Source organism: Pseudomonas sp. S1(2024) (assembly GCF_046557535.1).
The window spans coordinates 1-15,372 of record NZ_JBKGFP010000008.1; the positions used below are offsets into that span (position 1 = coordinate 1).

The 15,372-nt window shown below is 62.9% G+C and carries 14 protein-coding genes; 9 read left to right on the forward strand and 5 right to left on the reverse strand.

The genetic code is table 11. The features are described 5' to 3' along the window. Nucleotides 1-191: 191 nt before the first annotated feature. The 7 genes from ACLCGK_RS05410 (at nucleotide 192) to ACLCGK_RS05440 (ending at nucleotide 9,295) form a co-directional block, all read left to right on the forward strand. On the forward strand, nucleotides 192-1,190 hold the full coding sequence (locus tag ACLCGK_RS05410; RefSeq protein ID WP_013974822.1) for a phosphate ABC transporter substrate-binding protein PstS: 999 nt from the start codon (nucleotides 192-194) through the stop codon (nucleotides 1,188-1,190). Nucleotides 1,191-1,329: 139 nt separating this feature from the next. After that, complete coding sequence (locus tag ACLCGK_RS05415; RefSeq protein WP_015272350.1) at nucleotides 1,330-3,618, forward strand: ABC transporter permease subunit; 2,289 nt, start codon at nucleotides 1,330-1,332, stop codon at nucleotides 3,616-3,618. A gap of 71 nt (nucleotides 3,619-3,689) precedes the next feature. Then, on the forward strand, nucleotides 3,690-5,306 hold the full coding sequence (gene pstA, locus ACLCGK_RS05420) for a phosphate ABC transporter permease PstA (protein WP_182329544.1): 1,617 nt from the start codon (nucleotides 3,690-3,692) through the stop codon (nucleotides 5,304-5,306). Between the two features lie 72 nt (nucleotides 5,307-5,378). Then, nucleotides 5,379-6,212, forward strand: a complete 834-nt coding sequence (pstB, locus tag ACLCGK_RS05425; RefSeq protein ID WP_003258171.1) for a phosphate ABC transporter ATP-binding protein PstB — start codon at nucleotides 5,379-5,381, stop codon at nucleotides 6,210-6,212. A 150-nt stretch (nucleotides 6,213-6,362) separates the two neighbouring features. After that, nucleotides 6,363-7,133, forward strand: coding sequence for a phosphate signaling complex protein PhoU (gene phoU / locus ACLCGK_RS05430; protein WP_013974818.1), 771 nt, complete (start codon nucleotides 6,363-6,365; stop codon nucleotides 7,131-7,133). Nucleotides 7,134-7,297: 164 nt separating this feature from the next. Next, nucleotides 7,298-8,200, forward strand: coding sequence for a response regulator (locus tag ACLCGK_RS05435; RefSeq protein ID WP_410951451.1), 903 nt, complete (start codon nucleotides 7,298-7,300; stop codon nucleotides 8,198-8,200). 198 nt (nucleotides 8,201-8,398) lie between these two features. Beyond that, nucleotides 8,399-9,295, forward strand: a complete 897-nt coding sequence (locus tag ACLCGK_RS05440; RefSeq protein ID WP_013974816.1) for a M23 family metallopeptidase — start codon at nucleotides 8,399-8,401, stop codon at nucleotides 9,293-9,295. Nucleotides 9,296-9,395: 100 nt separating this feature from the next. Here ACLCGK_RS05440 and ACLCGK_RS05445 read toward each other — a convergent pair whose 3' ends face one another. The 3 genes from ACLCGK_RS05445 to phoB all read right to left on the reverse strand — a co-directional run bounded on the left by ACLCGK_RS05445 (nucleotide 9,396) and on the right by phoB (nucleotide 12,955). Further along, entirely contained in the window at nucleotides 9,396-10,736 is a 1,341-nt protein-coding gene (locus ACLCGK_RS05445) for a hemolysin family protein (RefSeq protein WP_013974815.1), read from the reverse strand. Nucleotides 10,737-10,909: 173 nt separating this feature from the next. Further along, on the reverse strand, nucleotides 10,910-12,217 hold the full coding sequence (phoR, locus tag ACLCGK_RS05450) for a phosphate regulon sensor histidine kinase PhoR (protein ID WP_023661986.1): 1,308 nt from the start codon (nucleotides 12,215-12,217) through the stop codon (nucleotides 10,910-10,912). Between the two features lie 48 nt (nucleotides 12,218-12,265). After that, entirely contained in the window at nucleotides 12,266-12,955 is a 690-nt protein-coding gene (gene phoB / locus ACLCGK_RS05455; RefSeq protein ID WP_003253341.1) for a phosphate regulon transcriptional regulator PhoB, read from the reverse strand. Nucleotides 12,956-13,127: 172 nt separating this feature from the next. Here phoB and ACLCGK_RS05460 point away from each other — a divergent pair, with 172 nt between their 5' ends. Then, nucleotides 13,128-13,499, forward strand: coding sequence for a hypothetical protein (locus ACLCGK_RS05460; protein WP_024087921.1), 372 nt, complete (start codon nucleotides 13,128-13,130; stop codon nucleotides 13,497-13,499). A gap of 26 nt (nucleotides 13,500-13,525) precedes the next feature. On the opposite strand, the gene ubiA is transcribed toward ACLCGK_RS05460, so the two are convergent. Further along, the gene (ubiA, locus tag ACLCGK_RS05465) at nucleotides 13,526-14,416 is read right to left on the reverse strand and encodes a 4-hydroxybenzoate octaprenyltransferase (RefSeq protein ID WP_015272345.1); all 891 of its coding nucleotides are present in this window, start codon (nucleotides 14,414-14,416) and stop codon (nucleotides 13,526-13,528) included. Further along, the gene (locus ACLCGK_RS05470) at nucleotides 14,416-14,973 is read right to left on the reverse strand and encodes a chorismate--pyruvate lyase family protein (protein ID WP_015272344.1); all 558 of its coding nucleotides are present in this window, start codon (nucleotides 14,971-14,973) and stop codon (nucleotides 14,416-14,418) included. The genes ubiA and ACLCGK_RS05470 overlap by 1 nt, the downstream gene beginning before the upstream one ends. A 227-nt stretch (nucleotides 14,974-15,200) precedes the next feature. Between ACLCGK_RS05470 and ACLCGK_RS05475 the strand changes: the two genes are divergently transcribed. Beyond that, the gene (locus ACLCGK_RS05475; protein WP_003253349.1) at nucleotides 15,201-15,368 is read left to right on the forward strand and encodes a rubredoxin; all 168 of its coding nucleotides are present in this window, start codon (nucleotides 15,201-15,203) and stop codon (nucleotides 15,366-15,368) included. Nucleotides 15,369-15,372: the final 4 nt, after the last annotated feature.

Sequence of the window (15,372 nt, forward strand, 5' to 3'; positions counted from 1 at the left end):
TAGGACCCCCCCTCCCACAAGGGGGCCACACCGCCTTGGGGGGAGCGGGCATGCCCGCGAAGAGGCCAGACCTGCTTTTGATGATGGCCTTTCATCCAATTGTCATATTCAAGTCATATCGTATTCATGCGGCCTGCAGATACTTGGGCCCGTTCCATCCAACACCCCAATATTCCTGCTAGGAGCAAGGCATGAAACTGAAGCGTTTGATGGCGGCCCTCACCTTTGCCGCCGCTGGCGTTGCAACCGCCAACGCGGTAGCCGCTGTCGATCCTGCGATCCCGACCTACACCAAGACCACCGGTGTTTCGGGCAACCTCTCCAGCGTCGGTTCGGACACCCTCGCCAACCTGATGACTCTGTGGGCCGAGGCCTACAAGAAGGAATATCCGAACGTAAACATCCAGATCCAGGCTGCCGGCTCCTCCACCGCGCCACCCGCGCTGACCGAAGGCACCGCCAACCTCGGCCCGATGAGCCGCAAGATGAAGGACGTCGAGCTGCAGGCCTTCGAGCAGAAGTACGGCTACAAACCGACCGCCATCCCGGTCGCCGTAGACGCCCTGGCTGTGTTCGTGCACAAGGACAACCCGATCAAAGGCCTGACCATGGCCCAGGTCGACGCCATCTTCTCTTCCACCCGCCTGTGCGGTGGCAAAGCCGACGTCAAGACCTGGGGTGACCTGGGCGTGACCGGCGACCTGGCCAACAAGCCAGTACAGCTGTTCGGCCGTAACTCGGTATCGGGCACCTACGGCTACTTCAAGGAAGAAGCCCTGTGCAAAGGCGACTTCAAGCCTAACGTCAACGAACAGCCTGGCTCGGCTTCGGTCGTGCAGTCGATCAGCTCCTCGCTGAACGGCATCGGCTACTCGGGCATCGGCTACAAGACCGCCAGCGTCAAGACTGTGGCCCTGGCCAAGAAGGAAGGCGGCGAGTTCGTTGAAGACAACGAAGCCAACGCTCTGAACGGCACCTACCCGCTGTCGCGCTTCCTGTACGTCTATGTCAACAAGGCGCCGAACAAGCCTCTGGCCCCGCTGGAAGCCGAGTTCGTCAAGCTGGTGCTGTCGCAAGCTGGCCAGCAGGTCGTGGTGAAGGATGGCTACATTCCGCTGCCGGCCAAAGTCGTCGACAAGACCTTGGCTGACCTGGGCCTGTCCCACGCAGGTAACGTCGCAAAGAAGTAAGTAACTGAGGGGGAGGCCGGCGCTGACGCCCGGCCTCTTCCACGAAATTTCAGTCCGAAGCCAGGTTTCCTGTGCGGCGGGCTTTCGTGCGTCACCAATTTGTAATGTTTTTGTCACACGGGACCGCTAGGGTGTGCGCATGAATGATCTGGCCAATTCCAACATGACCCAAAACTCCCAGCCCGTGCGGATTGATTTCAATACGCCGGAGTTGCAACGCAAGCGCCGCATGCGCGCGCTAAAGGACCGCCTGACCCGCTGGTATGTACTGGTGGGCGGGCTTGCCGTATTGGCGGCTATCACCCTGATCTTCTTCTATCTGGCCTATGTGGTGCTGCCGCTGTTCCAGGGCGCCGAGCTGACCAGCAAGAAAGCCCTGGAGCCGACCTGGCTGCAACAGGATGCCGGCAAGCCGCTGATGATCGCGCTTGAAGAGCAGAACCTGGTGGGCATGCGTGTTTCGGACAAGGGCCAGGCACTGTTCTTCGATACCAAGACCGGTAACGAGCTCAAGCGTGTCGACCTGCCACTGCCGGCAGGCACCCAGGTCACTTCGATCAGTGCCGACCAGCCGGGTAGCCCGCTGGTGGTGCTGGGCTTGTCCAATGGCCAGGCGCTGGTGTTTCACCACACCTACAAGATCACCTACCCGGACAACAAGAAAACCATCGCCCCCGGCATCGACTACCCGTACGGCGAGCAGCCGTTCGTGCTCGACGAGCAGGGGCGTGCGCTGGATCATGTCAGCGTAAACGTCAATGGCGACACCCTGCTGCTGGCTGCTTCCACCGGCGCGCACCTGCAGGTGGTCGAGTTGACCCGCACCGAGAACATGATGACCGAAGAGGTCACGACCGAGCAGAACCGCATCGAACTGCCGCAGATGACCGAAACGGTGAAGAACATCTTCATCGACCCGCGTCAGCAGTGGTTGTACGTGATCAACGGCCGTGCCACCGCGGACGTGTTCAACCTGCGCGACAAGAGCCTCAACGGCCGCTACAAACTGTCTGAAAGCGCCGACACCGAAATTACCGCCACCGCCCAGCTGGTCGGCGGCATCTCGCTGATCATCGGTGATTCCAAGGGCGGCCTGGCCCAGTGGTTCATGGCCCGTGACCCGGATGGCGAATCGCGCTTCAAGCTGATCCGCACCTTCCAGATGGGCAAGGCCGCGGTCGTACAGATCGACGCCGAAGAGCGCCGCAAGGGCTTCGTCGCCCTCGACGCCGCAGGCGAGCTGGGCGTGTTCCACAGCACCGCGCACCGTACCCTGCTGGTCGAGCCGGCCGCCGAAGGCCCTGGCATCCTGGCCCTGTCGCCACGTGCCAACCGCATCATCATCGAAGAAGGCGGCAAGCTGCTGCCACTTAGCCTGCGCAACCCGCATCCGGAAATTTCCTTCAGCGCGCTGTGGGGCAAAGTTTGGTACGAGAACTACGACGAGCCGAAATACGTCTGGCAATCGACCGCTTCGAACACCGACTTCGAGCCCAAACTGAGCCTGTCGCCGCTGACCTTCGGTACCCTCAAGGCTGCGTTCTACGCCATGATCCTGGCGGCCCCGCTGGCGATCGCCGCGGCCATCTACACCGCCTACTTCATGGCCCCGGGCATGCGCCGCAAGGTCAAGCCGGTGATCGAACTGATGGAAGCGATGCCGACGGTGATCCTCGGCTTCTTCGCCGGCCTGTTCCTCGCCCCGTACCTGGAAGGCCACCTGCCGGGCGTGTTCAGCCTGTTCCTGCTGATGCCGCTCGGTATCCTGCTGGCCGGCTTCGCCTGGACCCGCCTGCCCGAGTCGATCCGCCTGCGTATCCCGGATGGCTGGGAAGCGGCGATCCTGATCCCGGTCATCCTGTTCACCGGCTGGTTCGCCCTGACCATGAGCCCGCACCTCGAGAACTGGTTCTTTGGCGGTGACATGCGCCTGTGGATCACCAACGACCTGGGGATAACCTACGACCAGCGCAATGCCCTGGTCGTGGGTATCGCCATGGGCTTCGCGGTCATCCCGAACATCTACTCCATCGCCGAAGACGCCGTGTTCAGTGTGCCGCGCAGCCTGACCCTGGGCTCCCTGGCCCTGGGTGCGACGCCCTGGCAGACCCTGACCCGCGTGGTCATCCTCACCGCCAGCCCAGGTATCTTCTCGGCGCTGATGATCGGCATGGGCCGTGCGGTGGGCGAGACCATGATCGTGCTGATGGCCACCGGCAACACCCCGGTGATGGAGCTGAACCTGTTCGAGGGCATGCGCACCCTGGCCGCCAACGTGGCGGTGGAAATGCCGGAATCGGAAGTCGGCGGCAGCCACTACCGCGTGCTGTTCCTGGCCGCGCTGGTGCTGCTGATGTTCACCTTCATCATGAACACCTTGGCCGAGCTGATTCGCCAGCGTCTGCGCAAGAAATACTCGTCGCTTTGATAGAAAGGTAGCGATCCGTGAAAAAGGATTCCCTCAAAGGCTGGTTCAAGAGCGGCGCCCCAGGCGTCTGGATGAGCGGCGGCGCGGTAGCCATGGCAGTGATCATGACCGTTGGCCTGCTGGCGGTGATTGCCGTGCGCGGCCTGGGCCACTTCTGGCCGGCCGATCTTGTCCAGGCTACCTACAAGGTGCCGGGCCAGGCCGACCATGTCGTCATTGGCGAAGTGGTGCAAAAGGAAGAAGTACCCCGTGCCCGCCTGAAGGGCGCTGGCCTGCCAGTGCCTGACCAAGGCCCGGAGTTCATGACCCGTGAGCTGATCAAGGTGGGCAACCGCGACCTCAACGGCAGCGACTTCACCTGGGTGGTCGGCGACTGGCTGGTCGACGAAAGGCACCCGACCGACCTGGTCGCCCTGGAGCGCCGCGAGTGGGGCAACTTCTACGGCTACCTGGTCAGCGTCAAGGAAGACGGCCGCGTGGTCGCCGAAGGCGCTGCGGCCTGGGCCGAGCTGCAGGCCCGCCTCAAGCGCGCCAACCAGCTCAACAGCGAACTGCAAAGCCTCGAAAAGAAAGACATCGGCGCCATCAACCATGGCCTCGAGCGCCTGCGTCTGCAAGCGCGCAAGCTGGAGCTGGACGGCAAGCTGGACGCCGCCGCCCAGGCCGATATGGACGCCGAGCGCGCTGAGTTGAACAGTCGCTACAAGGCCATCGAAGACCGCCTGACCGGCCTGCACCAGGCCTTCGCCCGCGACAGCCTGGTGGCACGTGATGGCAACGGCCGTGAAGTGGAAATCAACCTCAGCAAGGTGGTGCACGCCATCCAGCCTAACGCCATGTCGGGGTTCACCAAGCTGGGCACCTACTTCACCAAGGTCTGGGAGTTCCTCAGCGATGACCCGCGTGAAGCCAACACTGAGGGCGGTATCTTCCCGGCCATCTTCGGTACCGTGATGATGACCCTGATCATGGCCGTGATCGTCACCCCGTTCGGTGTGCTGGCTGCCGTGTACCTGCGCGAATACGCCAGACAGGGCCCGGTGACCCGCTTGATCCGCATCGCGGTGAACAACCTGGCGGGTGTGCCGGCGATCGTCTACGGCGTGTTCGGCTTGGGCTTCTTCGTCTACGTGCTGGGTGGCTCGATCGACCGCCTGTTCTTCCCCGAAGCTCTGCCGGCGCCAACCCTGGGTACCCCAGGCCTGTTGTGGGCATCGCTGACCCTGGCGCTGCTGGCCGTGCCGGTGGTGATCGTGGCCACCGAGGAAGGCCTGGCGCGTATCCCGCGCACCGTGCGCGAAGGCTCGCTGGCCCTGGGCGCTACCAAGGCCGAAACCCTGTGGAAGATCGTCCTGCCGATGGCCAGCCCGGCGATGATGACCGGCATGATCCTAGCCGTGGCCCGCGCCGCCGGTGAAGTGGCGCCGTTGATGCTGGTGGGTGTGGTAAAGCTGGCTCCATCCCTGCCGGTGGACGGGAACTACCCGTACCTGCACCTGGACCAGAAGATCATGCACCTGGGCTTCCATATCTATGACGTCGGCTTCCAGAGCCCCAACGTAGAAGCCGCGCGGCCGCTGGTATACGCCACGGCGTTGCTGCTGGTGCTGGTGATCGCGGCCCTCAACCTCTCGGCCGTGTGGATCCGTAACCACCTGCGCGAGAAGTACAAGGCCCTCGACAGCTGATCCTGATTGCAAGCGTGCCGCCCGTGAAACGGGCGGCCCTTTGAAACGAATTGTTAGCGTATGGAGTTGACCATGCAGCAAGAATCCCATACCCACGGCATCGACATGTCTGCCCTGGGCCGCGACAAGCAGAGCCTGCGCCTGGCCGAAGAAACCGTAGCCATCGAAGTGCCGGGCCTGAGCCTGTTCTACGGTGACAAACAAGCGCTGTTCGATGTGCAGATGAACATTCCCAAGCAGCGCGTGACCGCCTTTATCGGCCCGTCCGGCTGCGGCAAGTCGACCCTGCTGCGCACCTTCAACCGCATGAACGATCTGGTTGATGGTTGCCGCGTGGAAGGCGCCATCAACCTGTATGGCAATAACATCTACCGCAAGGGCGAAGACGTGGCCGAGCTGCGCCGTCGTGTGGGCATGGTGTTCCAGAAGCCCAACCCGTTCCCAAAGACCATCTACGAAAACGTGGTCTACGGCCTGCGGATCCAGGGCATCAACAAGAAGCGCGTGCTGGACGAAGCGGTCGAATGGGCGCTGAAGGGCGCGGCACTGTGGGACGAGGTCAAGGACCGCCTGCACGATTCGGCACTGGGCCTGTCCGGTGGCCAGCAGCAGCGTCTGGTCATCGCCCGCACCATCGCCGTGGAGCCGGAAGTGCTGCTGCTCGACGAACCGTGCTCGGCACTGGACCCGATCTCGACCCTGAAAGTCGAGGAACTGATCTACGAATTGAAATCCAAGTACACCATCGTCATCGTGACCCACAACATGCAGCAGGCGGCCCGTGTTTCGGACTACACCGCGTTCATGTACATGGGCAAACTGGTCGAATTCGGGGATACCGACACCCTGTTCACCAACCCGGCGAAGAAACAGACCGAAGACTACATCACCGGTCGCTACGGCTAGCAGCCGCGCGACCCCTGTGGGAGCGGGCGTGCCCGCGAAGCAGGCGCCGCGGTGTGTGGCACCGGCTTCGCCGGTGTTCGCGGGCACGCCCGCTCCCACAGGGAATGACATGAACTACTTGAAGCTTGCAGCTTCTTCGCGGAGCGAACGATGATCAACAAAGAAAGCCTTACGCATCACATTTCCCAGCAGTTCAACGCCGAGCTCGAAGAGGTGCGTAGCCACCTGCTGGCCATGGGCGGCCTGGTCGAAAAACAGGTCAACGACGCAGTCACTGCGCTGATCGAAGCCGACTCGGGCCTGGCCCAGCAAGTGCGCGAAGTCGACGAGCAGATCAACCAGATGGAGCGCAACATCGACGAGGAGTGCCTGCGCATCCTCGCCCGTCGTCAGCCGGCGGCCTCCGACCTGCGTCTGATCATCAGCATCTCCAAGTCGGTGATTGACCTGGAGCGCATCGGTGACGAGTCGACCAAGATCGCCCGCCGCGCCATCCAGCTGTGCGAGGAAGGCGAGTCACCGCGCGGCTATGTCGAGGTGCGCCACATCGGCGACCAGGTACGCAACATGGTCCGTGACGCGCTGGACGCCTTTGCCCGCTTCGACGCCGACCTGGCACTGTCGGTGGCCCAGTACGACAAGACCATCGACCGCGAATACAAGACCGCCCTGCGTGAGCTGGTGACCTACATGATGGAAGACCCGCGCTCGATCTCGCGGGTACTGAGCGTGATCTGGGTCCTGCGTTCGCTGGAGCGTATCGGCGACCATGCGCGCAATATCTCCGAGCTGGTGATCTATCTGGTGCGCGGCACCGACGTGCGTCACATGGGCCTCAAGCGCATGACGGCAGAAGTGCAAGGCACTGCTGTTTCCGACGGCGAAAACGCTAATGTTCCGGCTGAACCTGACGATAAGTAAGGTTGCTCCCGAGCATCGACGCCCGGCCTTGGCCGGGCGTTTTCGTTTGCGGTCGAGGAGCCGGCAGGCACCCGCGAACGATGTGAAGAAGTCCCGGCGTGACCAGGTTGTAGCAAGTGGCCATTATTCGGCGGTAGGCTAGTCGGGATTCAGAAGGAGTATCGATGAGTAAAGTGAATGTGCTGGTCGTGGATGACGCCCCGTTTATCCGTGATCTGGTCCGCAAATGCCTGCGCAATGCCTTCCCGGGCATGACCATCGACGACGCCGTCAACGGTCGCAAGGCAATGGCCATGCTGGGCAAGGAAGCGTTCGACCTGGTTCTGTGCGACTGGGAAATGCCGGAAATGTCCGGCCTGGAACTGCTCACCTGGTGCCGCCAGCAGCCTGAGTTGAAGAACCTGCAATTCATCATGGTGACCAGCCGTGGCGACAAGGAAAACGTCATCCAGGCGATTCAGGCGGGCGTTTCCGATTTTGTCGGCAAGCCATTCACCAACGAGCAATTGCTGACCAAGGTGAAAAAGGCCCTGACCAAGATCGGCAAGCTCGACAGCCTGATGTCCAGCGGCCCGGCACGGGTCAACTCGGCGTTCGCCAATGACTCGCTGAATGCGCTGACAGCCGGCAAGCCTGAAGCGGTGAAGGTTGCGGCGCCAGCTCCGGCACCTGCAACCGCACCCGCCAGGCCAGTGGCCAATGCCCCCCGGCCCGCCACTCCCGCGCCGACCGGCCGTGGCCAGGGCCAGTTGCGCCTGGCCGGCGGCATGCAGCCGTGCGTGATCAAGGCGCTGAGCCTGAAAGAGGCGCTGCTGGTGGTGCGCCGTGGCGAAGCGCTGCCACAGGTGCTGGAAGGCGCGGTGCTGGACCTGGAGCAGGGCGAGAACGCCGAAGTTGCGCGCCTGAACGGCTACCTGCATGCCGTCGCGGCACTGGAACCCAAGCCCGACAGTGACTGGTTGCAACTGACCTTCAAGTTCGTCGACCAGGATGCCCAGAAGCTCGACTACCTGTCGCGGCTGATTGCCCGCGGGACGGCGCAGAAGCATTTCACCCCGGGCGCCTGAGTAATGACTACTGGCTCCATCGCCGGCAAGCCAGCTCCCACATGTACAGCGTCAACCTCGGGCCTTGTGCATTTCCTGTGGGAGCTGGCTTGCCGGCGATGGGGCCAGTCCTGTTGACGCCATCCGACCAACTGTCATACCCGTCACAAAACCCCCTGCTAGGCTTCGACAGATCGTAACTGTCAAAAAGCCACTATCATGCCCGCCCGCCTGCTGCTGTTCTGTGCATTGCTCATGGCCTCGGCGTCGAGCCTGGGCATGACCATTTACGAGATCACCGATGATGGCCGTGTGACCTCCTATTCCGACCGGCCCGGCCCCGGTGCCAAAACCTTTGTGCGGCGCGTACCTATGGTCGAGGTGCCCGAAGGCCAGGTTCTGCTGAACGCGATAACCTTCAACGGCGGCGTGAGCTTTTCGGCCCGCAACCAGCTACACGTGCCAGTGGAGGTGGAGTTGCGCCTGGACAACCTGGTGAACGCACAAGGTGGCAATGCCCCGCGTACCGTGCGCCGGGTACTGCCGCCGCGCACCACGCAAATGCTCAGCGTGCTCAGGGGGCGCCCCGGGATGCTGCTGAACTACCGCTCGACCCTGCTACAGGCCATGGGCGACCCGGGCAAGCGGCCCCAGGGCTTCCGCTATGCATTCCCCTGGATTGGCGGGCCGTTCCGCGTGACCCAGGGCCCCAATGGCCGGGTCAGTCATTTTGGGCCCAAGGGGCGTTACGCCATGGACATCGCCATGCCCGAAGGCACCACCATCATCGCGGCGCGGGAAGGGGTGGTGGTGAAGACGGAGAACAGCCAGAGCGGGCGCGGCCCCAACCCCTCGGGCAATTTCGTCAGGATCCTGCACCCGGACGGTACCATGGGCGTCTACCTGCACCTGATGCGCGGGTCGGTGGTAGTGGCGGAGGGGCAACGAGTGCGGCAGGGGCAGATGCTGGCCAAGTCGGGCAATACCGGCAACAGTACCGGGCCGCACCTGCATTTCGTGGTGCAGCGCAATGTGGGGTTGGCGCTGGAGTCGATACCTTATCGGTTCGACAGGCCGATTGGTGGGTTGCCTGACTTCACTGCGGGTAATCCATGATCCGTGTCGGCTTCTTCGCGGGCTTGCCCGCTCCCACTGGTAATCTGAAAGGCCTGGCCTTTGGCGATCCTGTAGGAGCGGGCGAGCCCGCGAATGGCCCTCAATCCAGCTTGAGCACCTTGGCCAGCACGATCTTCGGCCCTTTCATCTTCTTGATGATGATGCGCAGCCCTTCGACCTCCAGCACTTCCTCTTCTTCAGGCACGCGCTTGAGTGTCTCGTAGACCAGCCCCGCGAGGGTTTCCGCTTCGATATGGTCAAGGTCGACGCCCAGGAGGCGCTCGACCTTGAACAGCGGCGTGTCGCCACGCACCAGCAGCTTGCCCGGCTGGTAGGCGAGGATGCCGCGCTCGGTCTTGCGGTGCTCGTCCTGGATGTCACCTACCAGCACTTCCAGCACGTCTTCCATGGTCAGGTAGCCAATCACCTTGCCATCGGCTTCCTCCACCAGTACGAAGTGCGCGCCGCCCTTGCGGAACTGCTCCAGCAATTGCGCCAGGGGCATGTGCCGCGACACGCGCTCCAGCGGCCTGGCCAGGTCGTCGAGGTCGATGGTTTCGGGCAGGTGCTCGAGTTCGGCCAGTTCCAGCAGCAGGTCCTTGATATGCAGCAGGCCGGTGAACTCCTCACGCTCGGCGTCGTACACCGGGTAGCGGCTGAACTTGTGGCGGCGCACCAGCGCCAGGATCTGCTTCAACGGCGCATGGGCGTCGATGCTGACCATGTCCTCGCGCGAGTTGGCCCAGTCGACCACCTCCAGCTCGCCCATTTCCACAGCCGAGGCCAGCACGCGCATGCCTTGGTCGCTCGGGTCCTGGCCACGGCTGGAGTGCAGGATCAGCTTGAGCTCTTCACGGCTGTAGTGGTGCTCGTGGTGTGGGCCGGGCTCGCCCTGGCCGGCAATGCGCAGGATGGTGTTGGCGCTGGCATTGAGCAGGTAGATGGCCGGGTACATCACCCAGTAGAACAGGTACAGCGGCACGGCGGTCCACAGTGACAGCAGTTCTGGCTTGCGGATGGCCCAGGACTTGGGCGCCAGCTCGCCGACCACGATGTGCAGGTACGAGATGACGAAGAAGGCGACGAAGAACGAGATGGCCTTGATCAGCTCGGGCGTGTCCACGCCAAGGTATGCCAGCAGCGGCTCGAGCAGATGGGCGAACGCCGGTTCACCGACCCAGCCCAGGCCCAGCGAGGCGAGGGTGATGCCCAGCTGGCAGGCCGAAAGATAGGCGTCGAGCTGGTTGTGCACCTTGCGCAGGATGCTGCCACGCCAGCCATGCAGCTCGGCGATGGACTCGACGCGGGTGGCGCGCAGCTTGACCATGGCGAACTCGGCGGCAACGAAGAAGCCGTTGAGCAGCACCAGGAGCAAGGCAAAGATGATCATGCCGAAATCGGCGAATAACGAGGTGAGGCTGATACCAGGGGAAGGGTCCATGATGGAGTTTTTACGGGGTCCGTCTTCGAGATAGAGAGAAAAAAAGTGCCAGCTCTTGCTGGCACAGGGGGTCCAATGTAGCGGCTGGGACCGTAAAAGCAAAGGGTGGCGGACTTATTGCGGTCCCTGTGGGAGCGGGCGTGCCCGCGAAGGGCTGCGCAGCAGCCCCGATCTCAAGCCTTGCCGTTGGCCAATTGTGCCGGCGCGAAGTGACAGGTAAACGTACTGCCATGCCCCGGCACGCTGCTGATCTCCAGCTTGCCGCGGTGGCGCATCAGCACATGCTTGACGATCGCCAGCCCCAGCCCGGTGCCCCCGGTATTCGACGCACGGCTGGAGTCGACCCGGTAGAAGCGCTCGGTCAGACGTGGCAGGTGCTTGGCATCGATGCCCACCCCCGAGTCCTGCACCGACAGGTGTGCGCCCTGGGCATCGGCCCACCAGCGAATCCGTATGCTGCCTTCGTCCTGGGTGTACTTGACCGCGTTGAACACCAGGTTGGAAAAGGCACTGCGCAGCTCTGACTCGCTGCCCTTCAACTGCACACCGGGCGCGGCTTCAAGGGTGATGCGCTGTTTGCGGGGCCCGGACAGAGCCTGGGCGTCGTTCTTGATCGCGCAGAGCAAGGCGTCGACCGCCACCGGGTGGTTGTCCGACGGATAGTCGGTGGCCTCAAGCTTGGCCAGCAGCAACAGGTCGTTGAGCAGTGTCTGCATGCGTGAGCCTTGCTGGCTCATCTGTTGCAGGGCTCGGCTCCAGCGCGGGTTCACGTCCTCGACGTTGTCCAGCAGGGTTTCCAGGTAGCCGGTGATGACCGTCAGCGGCGTGCGCAGCTCGTGGGACACGTTGGCGACGAAGTCCTTGCGCATCTGCTCCAGCTGGTGGATGCGGGTAACGTCGCGCACCAGCATCAGGTGCTCGTTGTTGCCGTAGCGGGTGATGTGCAACTGCACGCGCATGCGGTCGTTGATCGGCGAAGGGATTTCCAGCGGCTCGAGGTAGTTTCCCGCCTCGAAGTACTCCTTGAAGCGCGGGTGGCGCACCAGGTTGGTCACCTGCTGGCCGCCGTCCTGTGGGGTCTTGAAGCCCAGCAGGGTCTCGGCGGCGCGGTTCCACCATTCCAGGTTGCCATCGCTGTCGAGCATGATCACTGCGTCTCGCAGTGCGGCAGTAGACTCCTGCACCCTGTCGATCACCGCCTGCAGGCGGCCGCGTACACGCTGGTCGCGGCGTTGCAAGTGGTAGATGCTGTCGAACACCTCGCCCCACAGCCCGTAGCCATCGGGCGGTGCTTCGTCGGGTTGGTGGTTGCGCAGCCAGTCATGCAGGCGCAGCAGTTGCTTGAGGGTCCAGCCCAGGTAGAGCGCCAGGCCGATGGCCAGGCTCCAGCCATAGTAGCCACTGACCAGCCCACCGATCAGGCAGACGGTAATCAGCAGTAGCAGGTGGCGAATCAGGGTCGCGTGCCAGTTCTGGTTCAATTGACGGTCCTTGTACAACGACGTGCAGCTTGGCGCCTTTCAGCTCGATCAGCTCTTGGTCGAGAAGCGGTAGCCGGTGCCCCGGACGGTTTGTACCAGATTTTCGTAGGCTTCACCCAGCGCCTTGCGCAGGCGGCGGATGTGTACGTCGACGGTGCGTTCCTCGACATAGACGTTACCGCCCCATACCTGGTCCAGCAGTTGGCCACGGGTGTAGGCGCGCTCCTGGTGGGTCATGAAGAACTGCAGCAGGCGGTATTCGGTAGGGCCCATCTCGGCTGGCTTGCCGTCGATGGTCACGCGGTGGCTGATCGGGTCGAGCAGCAGGCCACCGACTTCGATCGGTGCCTCGCTGTCGCTCGGGCCGGTGCGGCGCAGCACGGCTTTCAGGCGGGCGACCAGCTCGCGTGGTGAGAACGGCTTGGTGATGTAGTCGTCGGCACCCACCTCCAGGCCTTGGATCTTGTTGTCCTCTTCGCCCTTGGCGGTGAGCATGATGATCGGGATGTCGCCGGTCAGCTCGTCGCGCTTGAGGCGGCGGGCCAACTCGATACCGGAGGTGCCCGGCAGCATCCAATCGAGCAGTATCAGGTCCGGTTTGCGGTCGACGATGATCGCGTGGGCCTGTTGGGAGTTTTCCGCTTCCAGGCAGTCATAGCCGGCCATTTCCAGGGCAACGGCGATCATCTCGCGAATTGGTGCTTCGTCGTCGACGATCAGAATGTTCCTGCCAACCATGCTCAAAACCTCTCCTGGATACGGTGTCTTGGCCCGCATTAGATAACGGAATTATTGCAGCTGTGTGACAGGGTGTTGGCCGTTCTGGCGACATTCCGTGACTGAACTAGGCTTGAAAGGGCCGTGTTTGCGGCAACTTGAACCCAATCCCCCCGAAACAATGGTGAATCCAATGACACGACAAACGCTGAGCTGGATGGCCCTTTTCACTGCGCTGGCGCTCCCGGGGGTGGCCTTGGCCGACCATGCGATGGAGAAGGGCGGCATGTTGGTCGATCATGCCGGCATGACCCTGTACACCTTCGACAAGGATGCGGGCGGCAAGTCGATGTGCAATGGCGAATGCGCAAAAAACTGGCCGCCGCTGATGGTGAAGGCCAATGACGAACCGGCCAAGGACAAGTGGACAGTAGTAATGCGCGATGATGGCAGCAAGCAGTGGGCCTATGACGGCAAGCCGCTGTACACCTTCATCAAGGACAAAAAAGCCGGCGACATGACCGGTGACGGCATGAAGGACGTCTGGCACGTTGCCAAGCCTTGAGATTGCCGGCGATAGGGCCCTCAGCTTCAACGCAGTGCGTAATCCAATACTACCCCGATAAACACCAGCATCCCCGCCCAGTGATTGTGCAGAAACGCCTTGAAGCACGACTCCCGGTCCAGCTTGCGCGTCGACCAGTACTCCCAGGCAAAGCACGCCGCCGCGCCCAGCAGCCCCAGGTGGAACCAGCCACCCAGCTCGAAGCGGCTGCCGGCCAGCAACAGGCAGCCCAGCGACAGCAGCTGCAAGGTCAGGATGATGGTGCGGTCGGCATCGCCGAACAGGATGGCGGTCGACTTCACGCCAATCTTCAGGTCGTCATCACGGTCGACCATGGCGTAGTAGGTGTCGTAGCCCACCGTCCACAGCAGGTTGGCGATATACAGCAGCCAGGCGCTGGCCGGCAGCTCGCCACCCGCTGCGGTGAAGGCCATGGGAATGCCCCAGGAATACGCCGCCCCCAGCACCACCTGCGGGTAATAGGTGTAGCGCTTCATGAACGGGTAGCAGAACGCCAGAGCTACCGCACCGAACGACAGCCACACCGTGCGGCTGTTGGTGCACAGCACCAGCAGGAAGCTCACTCCGACCAGGATGGCGAACAGCGCCAATGCTTCGCGCGGGCGGACCCGGCCGCTGGCCAGGGGGCGGTCGGCGGTGCGTTTGACGTGGCCGTCCACCTTGCGGTCGGCAAAGTCGTTGATGCAGCAACCTGCGGCGCGCATCAGCACCACACCGAGGCCAAAGATCAGCACGTTGGCCAGGGTTGGTGAACCGTTGCCAGCAATCCACACCGCCGACAAGGTCGGCCACAGCAGCAGGTAGATACCAATTGGCCGGTCCATGCGGCTGAGCTGGACAAAGTCCCAGGCCCGTGGGTGCAGGCGGTTGAGAGACTTCAGCAGTTGCAGGTACATCAGCGGTTTTCCTCCTTGGCCGCTTGCCACAATGCCGGCAGAAACACCTCTGCCACCAGCAGGTCCAGGCCGCCACGTTCGAAGCGCGACCGGCGGCCCCACAGCGCAGTATGGGCGGCCTCGCTCGGCAGCCAGGCCTGTGGATAACTGCACACCTCGATGGGGTGGCGGATGAATGCCTGGTCGCAGAACAGCAACTCGCCCAGCGAACGGCTGCCCAAGGTTTCAAGGTCCAGCCCGCCGCGCTCCAGGGCGCTGCGGCTGGCGACGCTGCGGGCGAACACCCAGGGTTGGCCATGGCCGCGCAGGTACACCTCGCGCACCCAGCCTTCGGCACCGGCGGCGATGCCCAGTGCCTGGCATTCGTCATCGCGCAGCGGCTGCCAGCCCTCGAACAGCGGGGTAACGGAGAAGTGATCGTTGGACAGGCGGGTCAGGCGACGGGTCAGCGAGCCCTCGTCGAACAGCCAGTCAAGGGTGGGCTGGTCGATGTCGGTCGCCAGCCGTGAATACGGCAGCCACGCGACAGCGGCTGCTTGCGGGGATTCGTACGACACGTCGGTCTGCTTGTTACAACCAGAGAGGCGGCGAGCTTAGCATGATTGCCCGGACTGCTTGCATACTGCTGACAGGGCCGCTACAAAGCCCCACGAATTGCGCGCAGGCTTCGTCGCGGGTAAACCCGTTCCCACAGGCTACGCGGTCGCTGTAGGAGCGGGTTCACCCGCGAAGAGGCCATCAGCAGCAACACAAAGCTCCAGCTTGAACCGAGGAAAAAGACCTGATGAAGAAGTGGCAATGTATTGTCTGTGGCCTGATCTACGACGAAGCCGAAGGCTGGCCCGACGACGGCATCGCCCCCGGCACACGCTGGGAAGACGTGCCTGAAGACTGGCTGTGCCCCGACTGCGGCGTGGGCAAGAGCGACTTTGAAATGATCTCCATCGGCTAATCGA

Excerpts from the sequence above, each read along its gene's own strand:
- ubiA (WP_015272345.1), bottom strand. The coding sequence starts at position 14,416 with ATGTACCTGCAACTGCTGAAGTCTCTCAACCGCCTGCACCCACGGGCC.
- phoU (WP_013974818.1), top strand. The coding sequence starts at position 6,363 with ATGATCAACAAAGAAAGCCTTACGCATCACATTTCCCAGCAGTTCAAC.
- ACLCGK_RS05460 (WP_024087921.1), top strand. The coding sequence starts at position 13,128 with ATGACACGACAAACGCTGAGCTGGATGGCCCTTTTCACTGCGCTGGCG.
- ACLCGK_RS05435 (WP_410951451.1), top strand. The coding sequence starts at position 7,298 with ATGAGTAAAGTGAATGTGCTGGTCGTGGATGACGCCCCGTTTATCCGT.
- pstB (WP_003258171.1), top strand. The coding sequence starts at position 5,379 with ATGCAGCAAGAATCCCATACCCACGGCATCGACATGTCTGCCCTGGGC.
- ACLCGK_RS05410 (WP_013974822.1), top strand. The coding sequence starts at position 192 with ATGAAACTGAAGCGTTTGATGGCGGCCCTCACCTTTGCCGCCGCTGGC.
- phoB (WP_003253341.1), bottom strand. The coding sequence starts at position 12,955 with ATGGTTGGCAGGAACATTCTGATCGTCGACGACGAAGCACCAATTCGC.
- ACLCGK_RS05475 (WP_003253349.1), top strand. The coding sequence starts at position 15,201 with ATGAAGAAGTGGCAATGTATTGTCTGTGGCCTGATCTACGACGAAGCC.
- ACLCGK_RS05445 (WP_013974815.1), bottom strand. The coding sequence starts at position 10,736 with ATGGACCCTTCCCCTGGTATCAGCCTCACCTCGTTATTCGCCGATTTC.
- ACLCGK_RS05440 (WP_013974816.1), top strand. The coding sequence starts at position 8,399 with ATGCCCGCCCGCCTGCTGCTGTTCTGTGCATTGCTCATGGCCTCGGCG.
- ACLCGK_RS05415 (WP_015272350.1), top strand. The coding sequence starts at position 1,330 with ATGAATGATCTGGCCAATTCCAACATGACCCAAAACTCCCAGCCCGTG.
- pstA (WP_182329544.1), top strand. The coding sequence starts at position 3,690 with ATGAGCGGCGGCGCGGTAGCCATGGCAGTGATCATGACCGTTGGCCTG.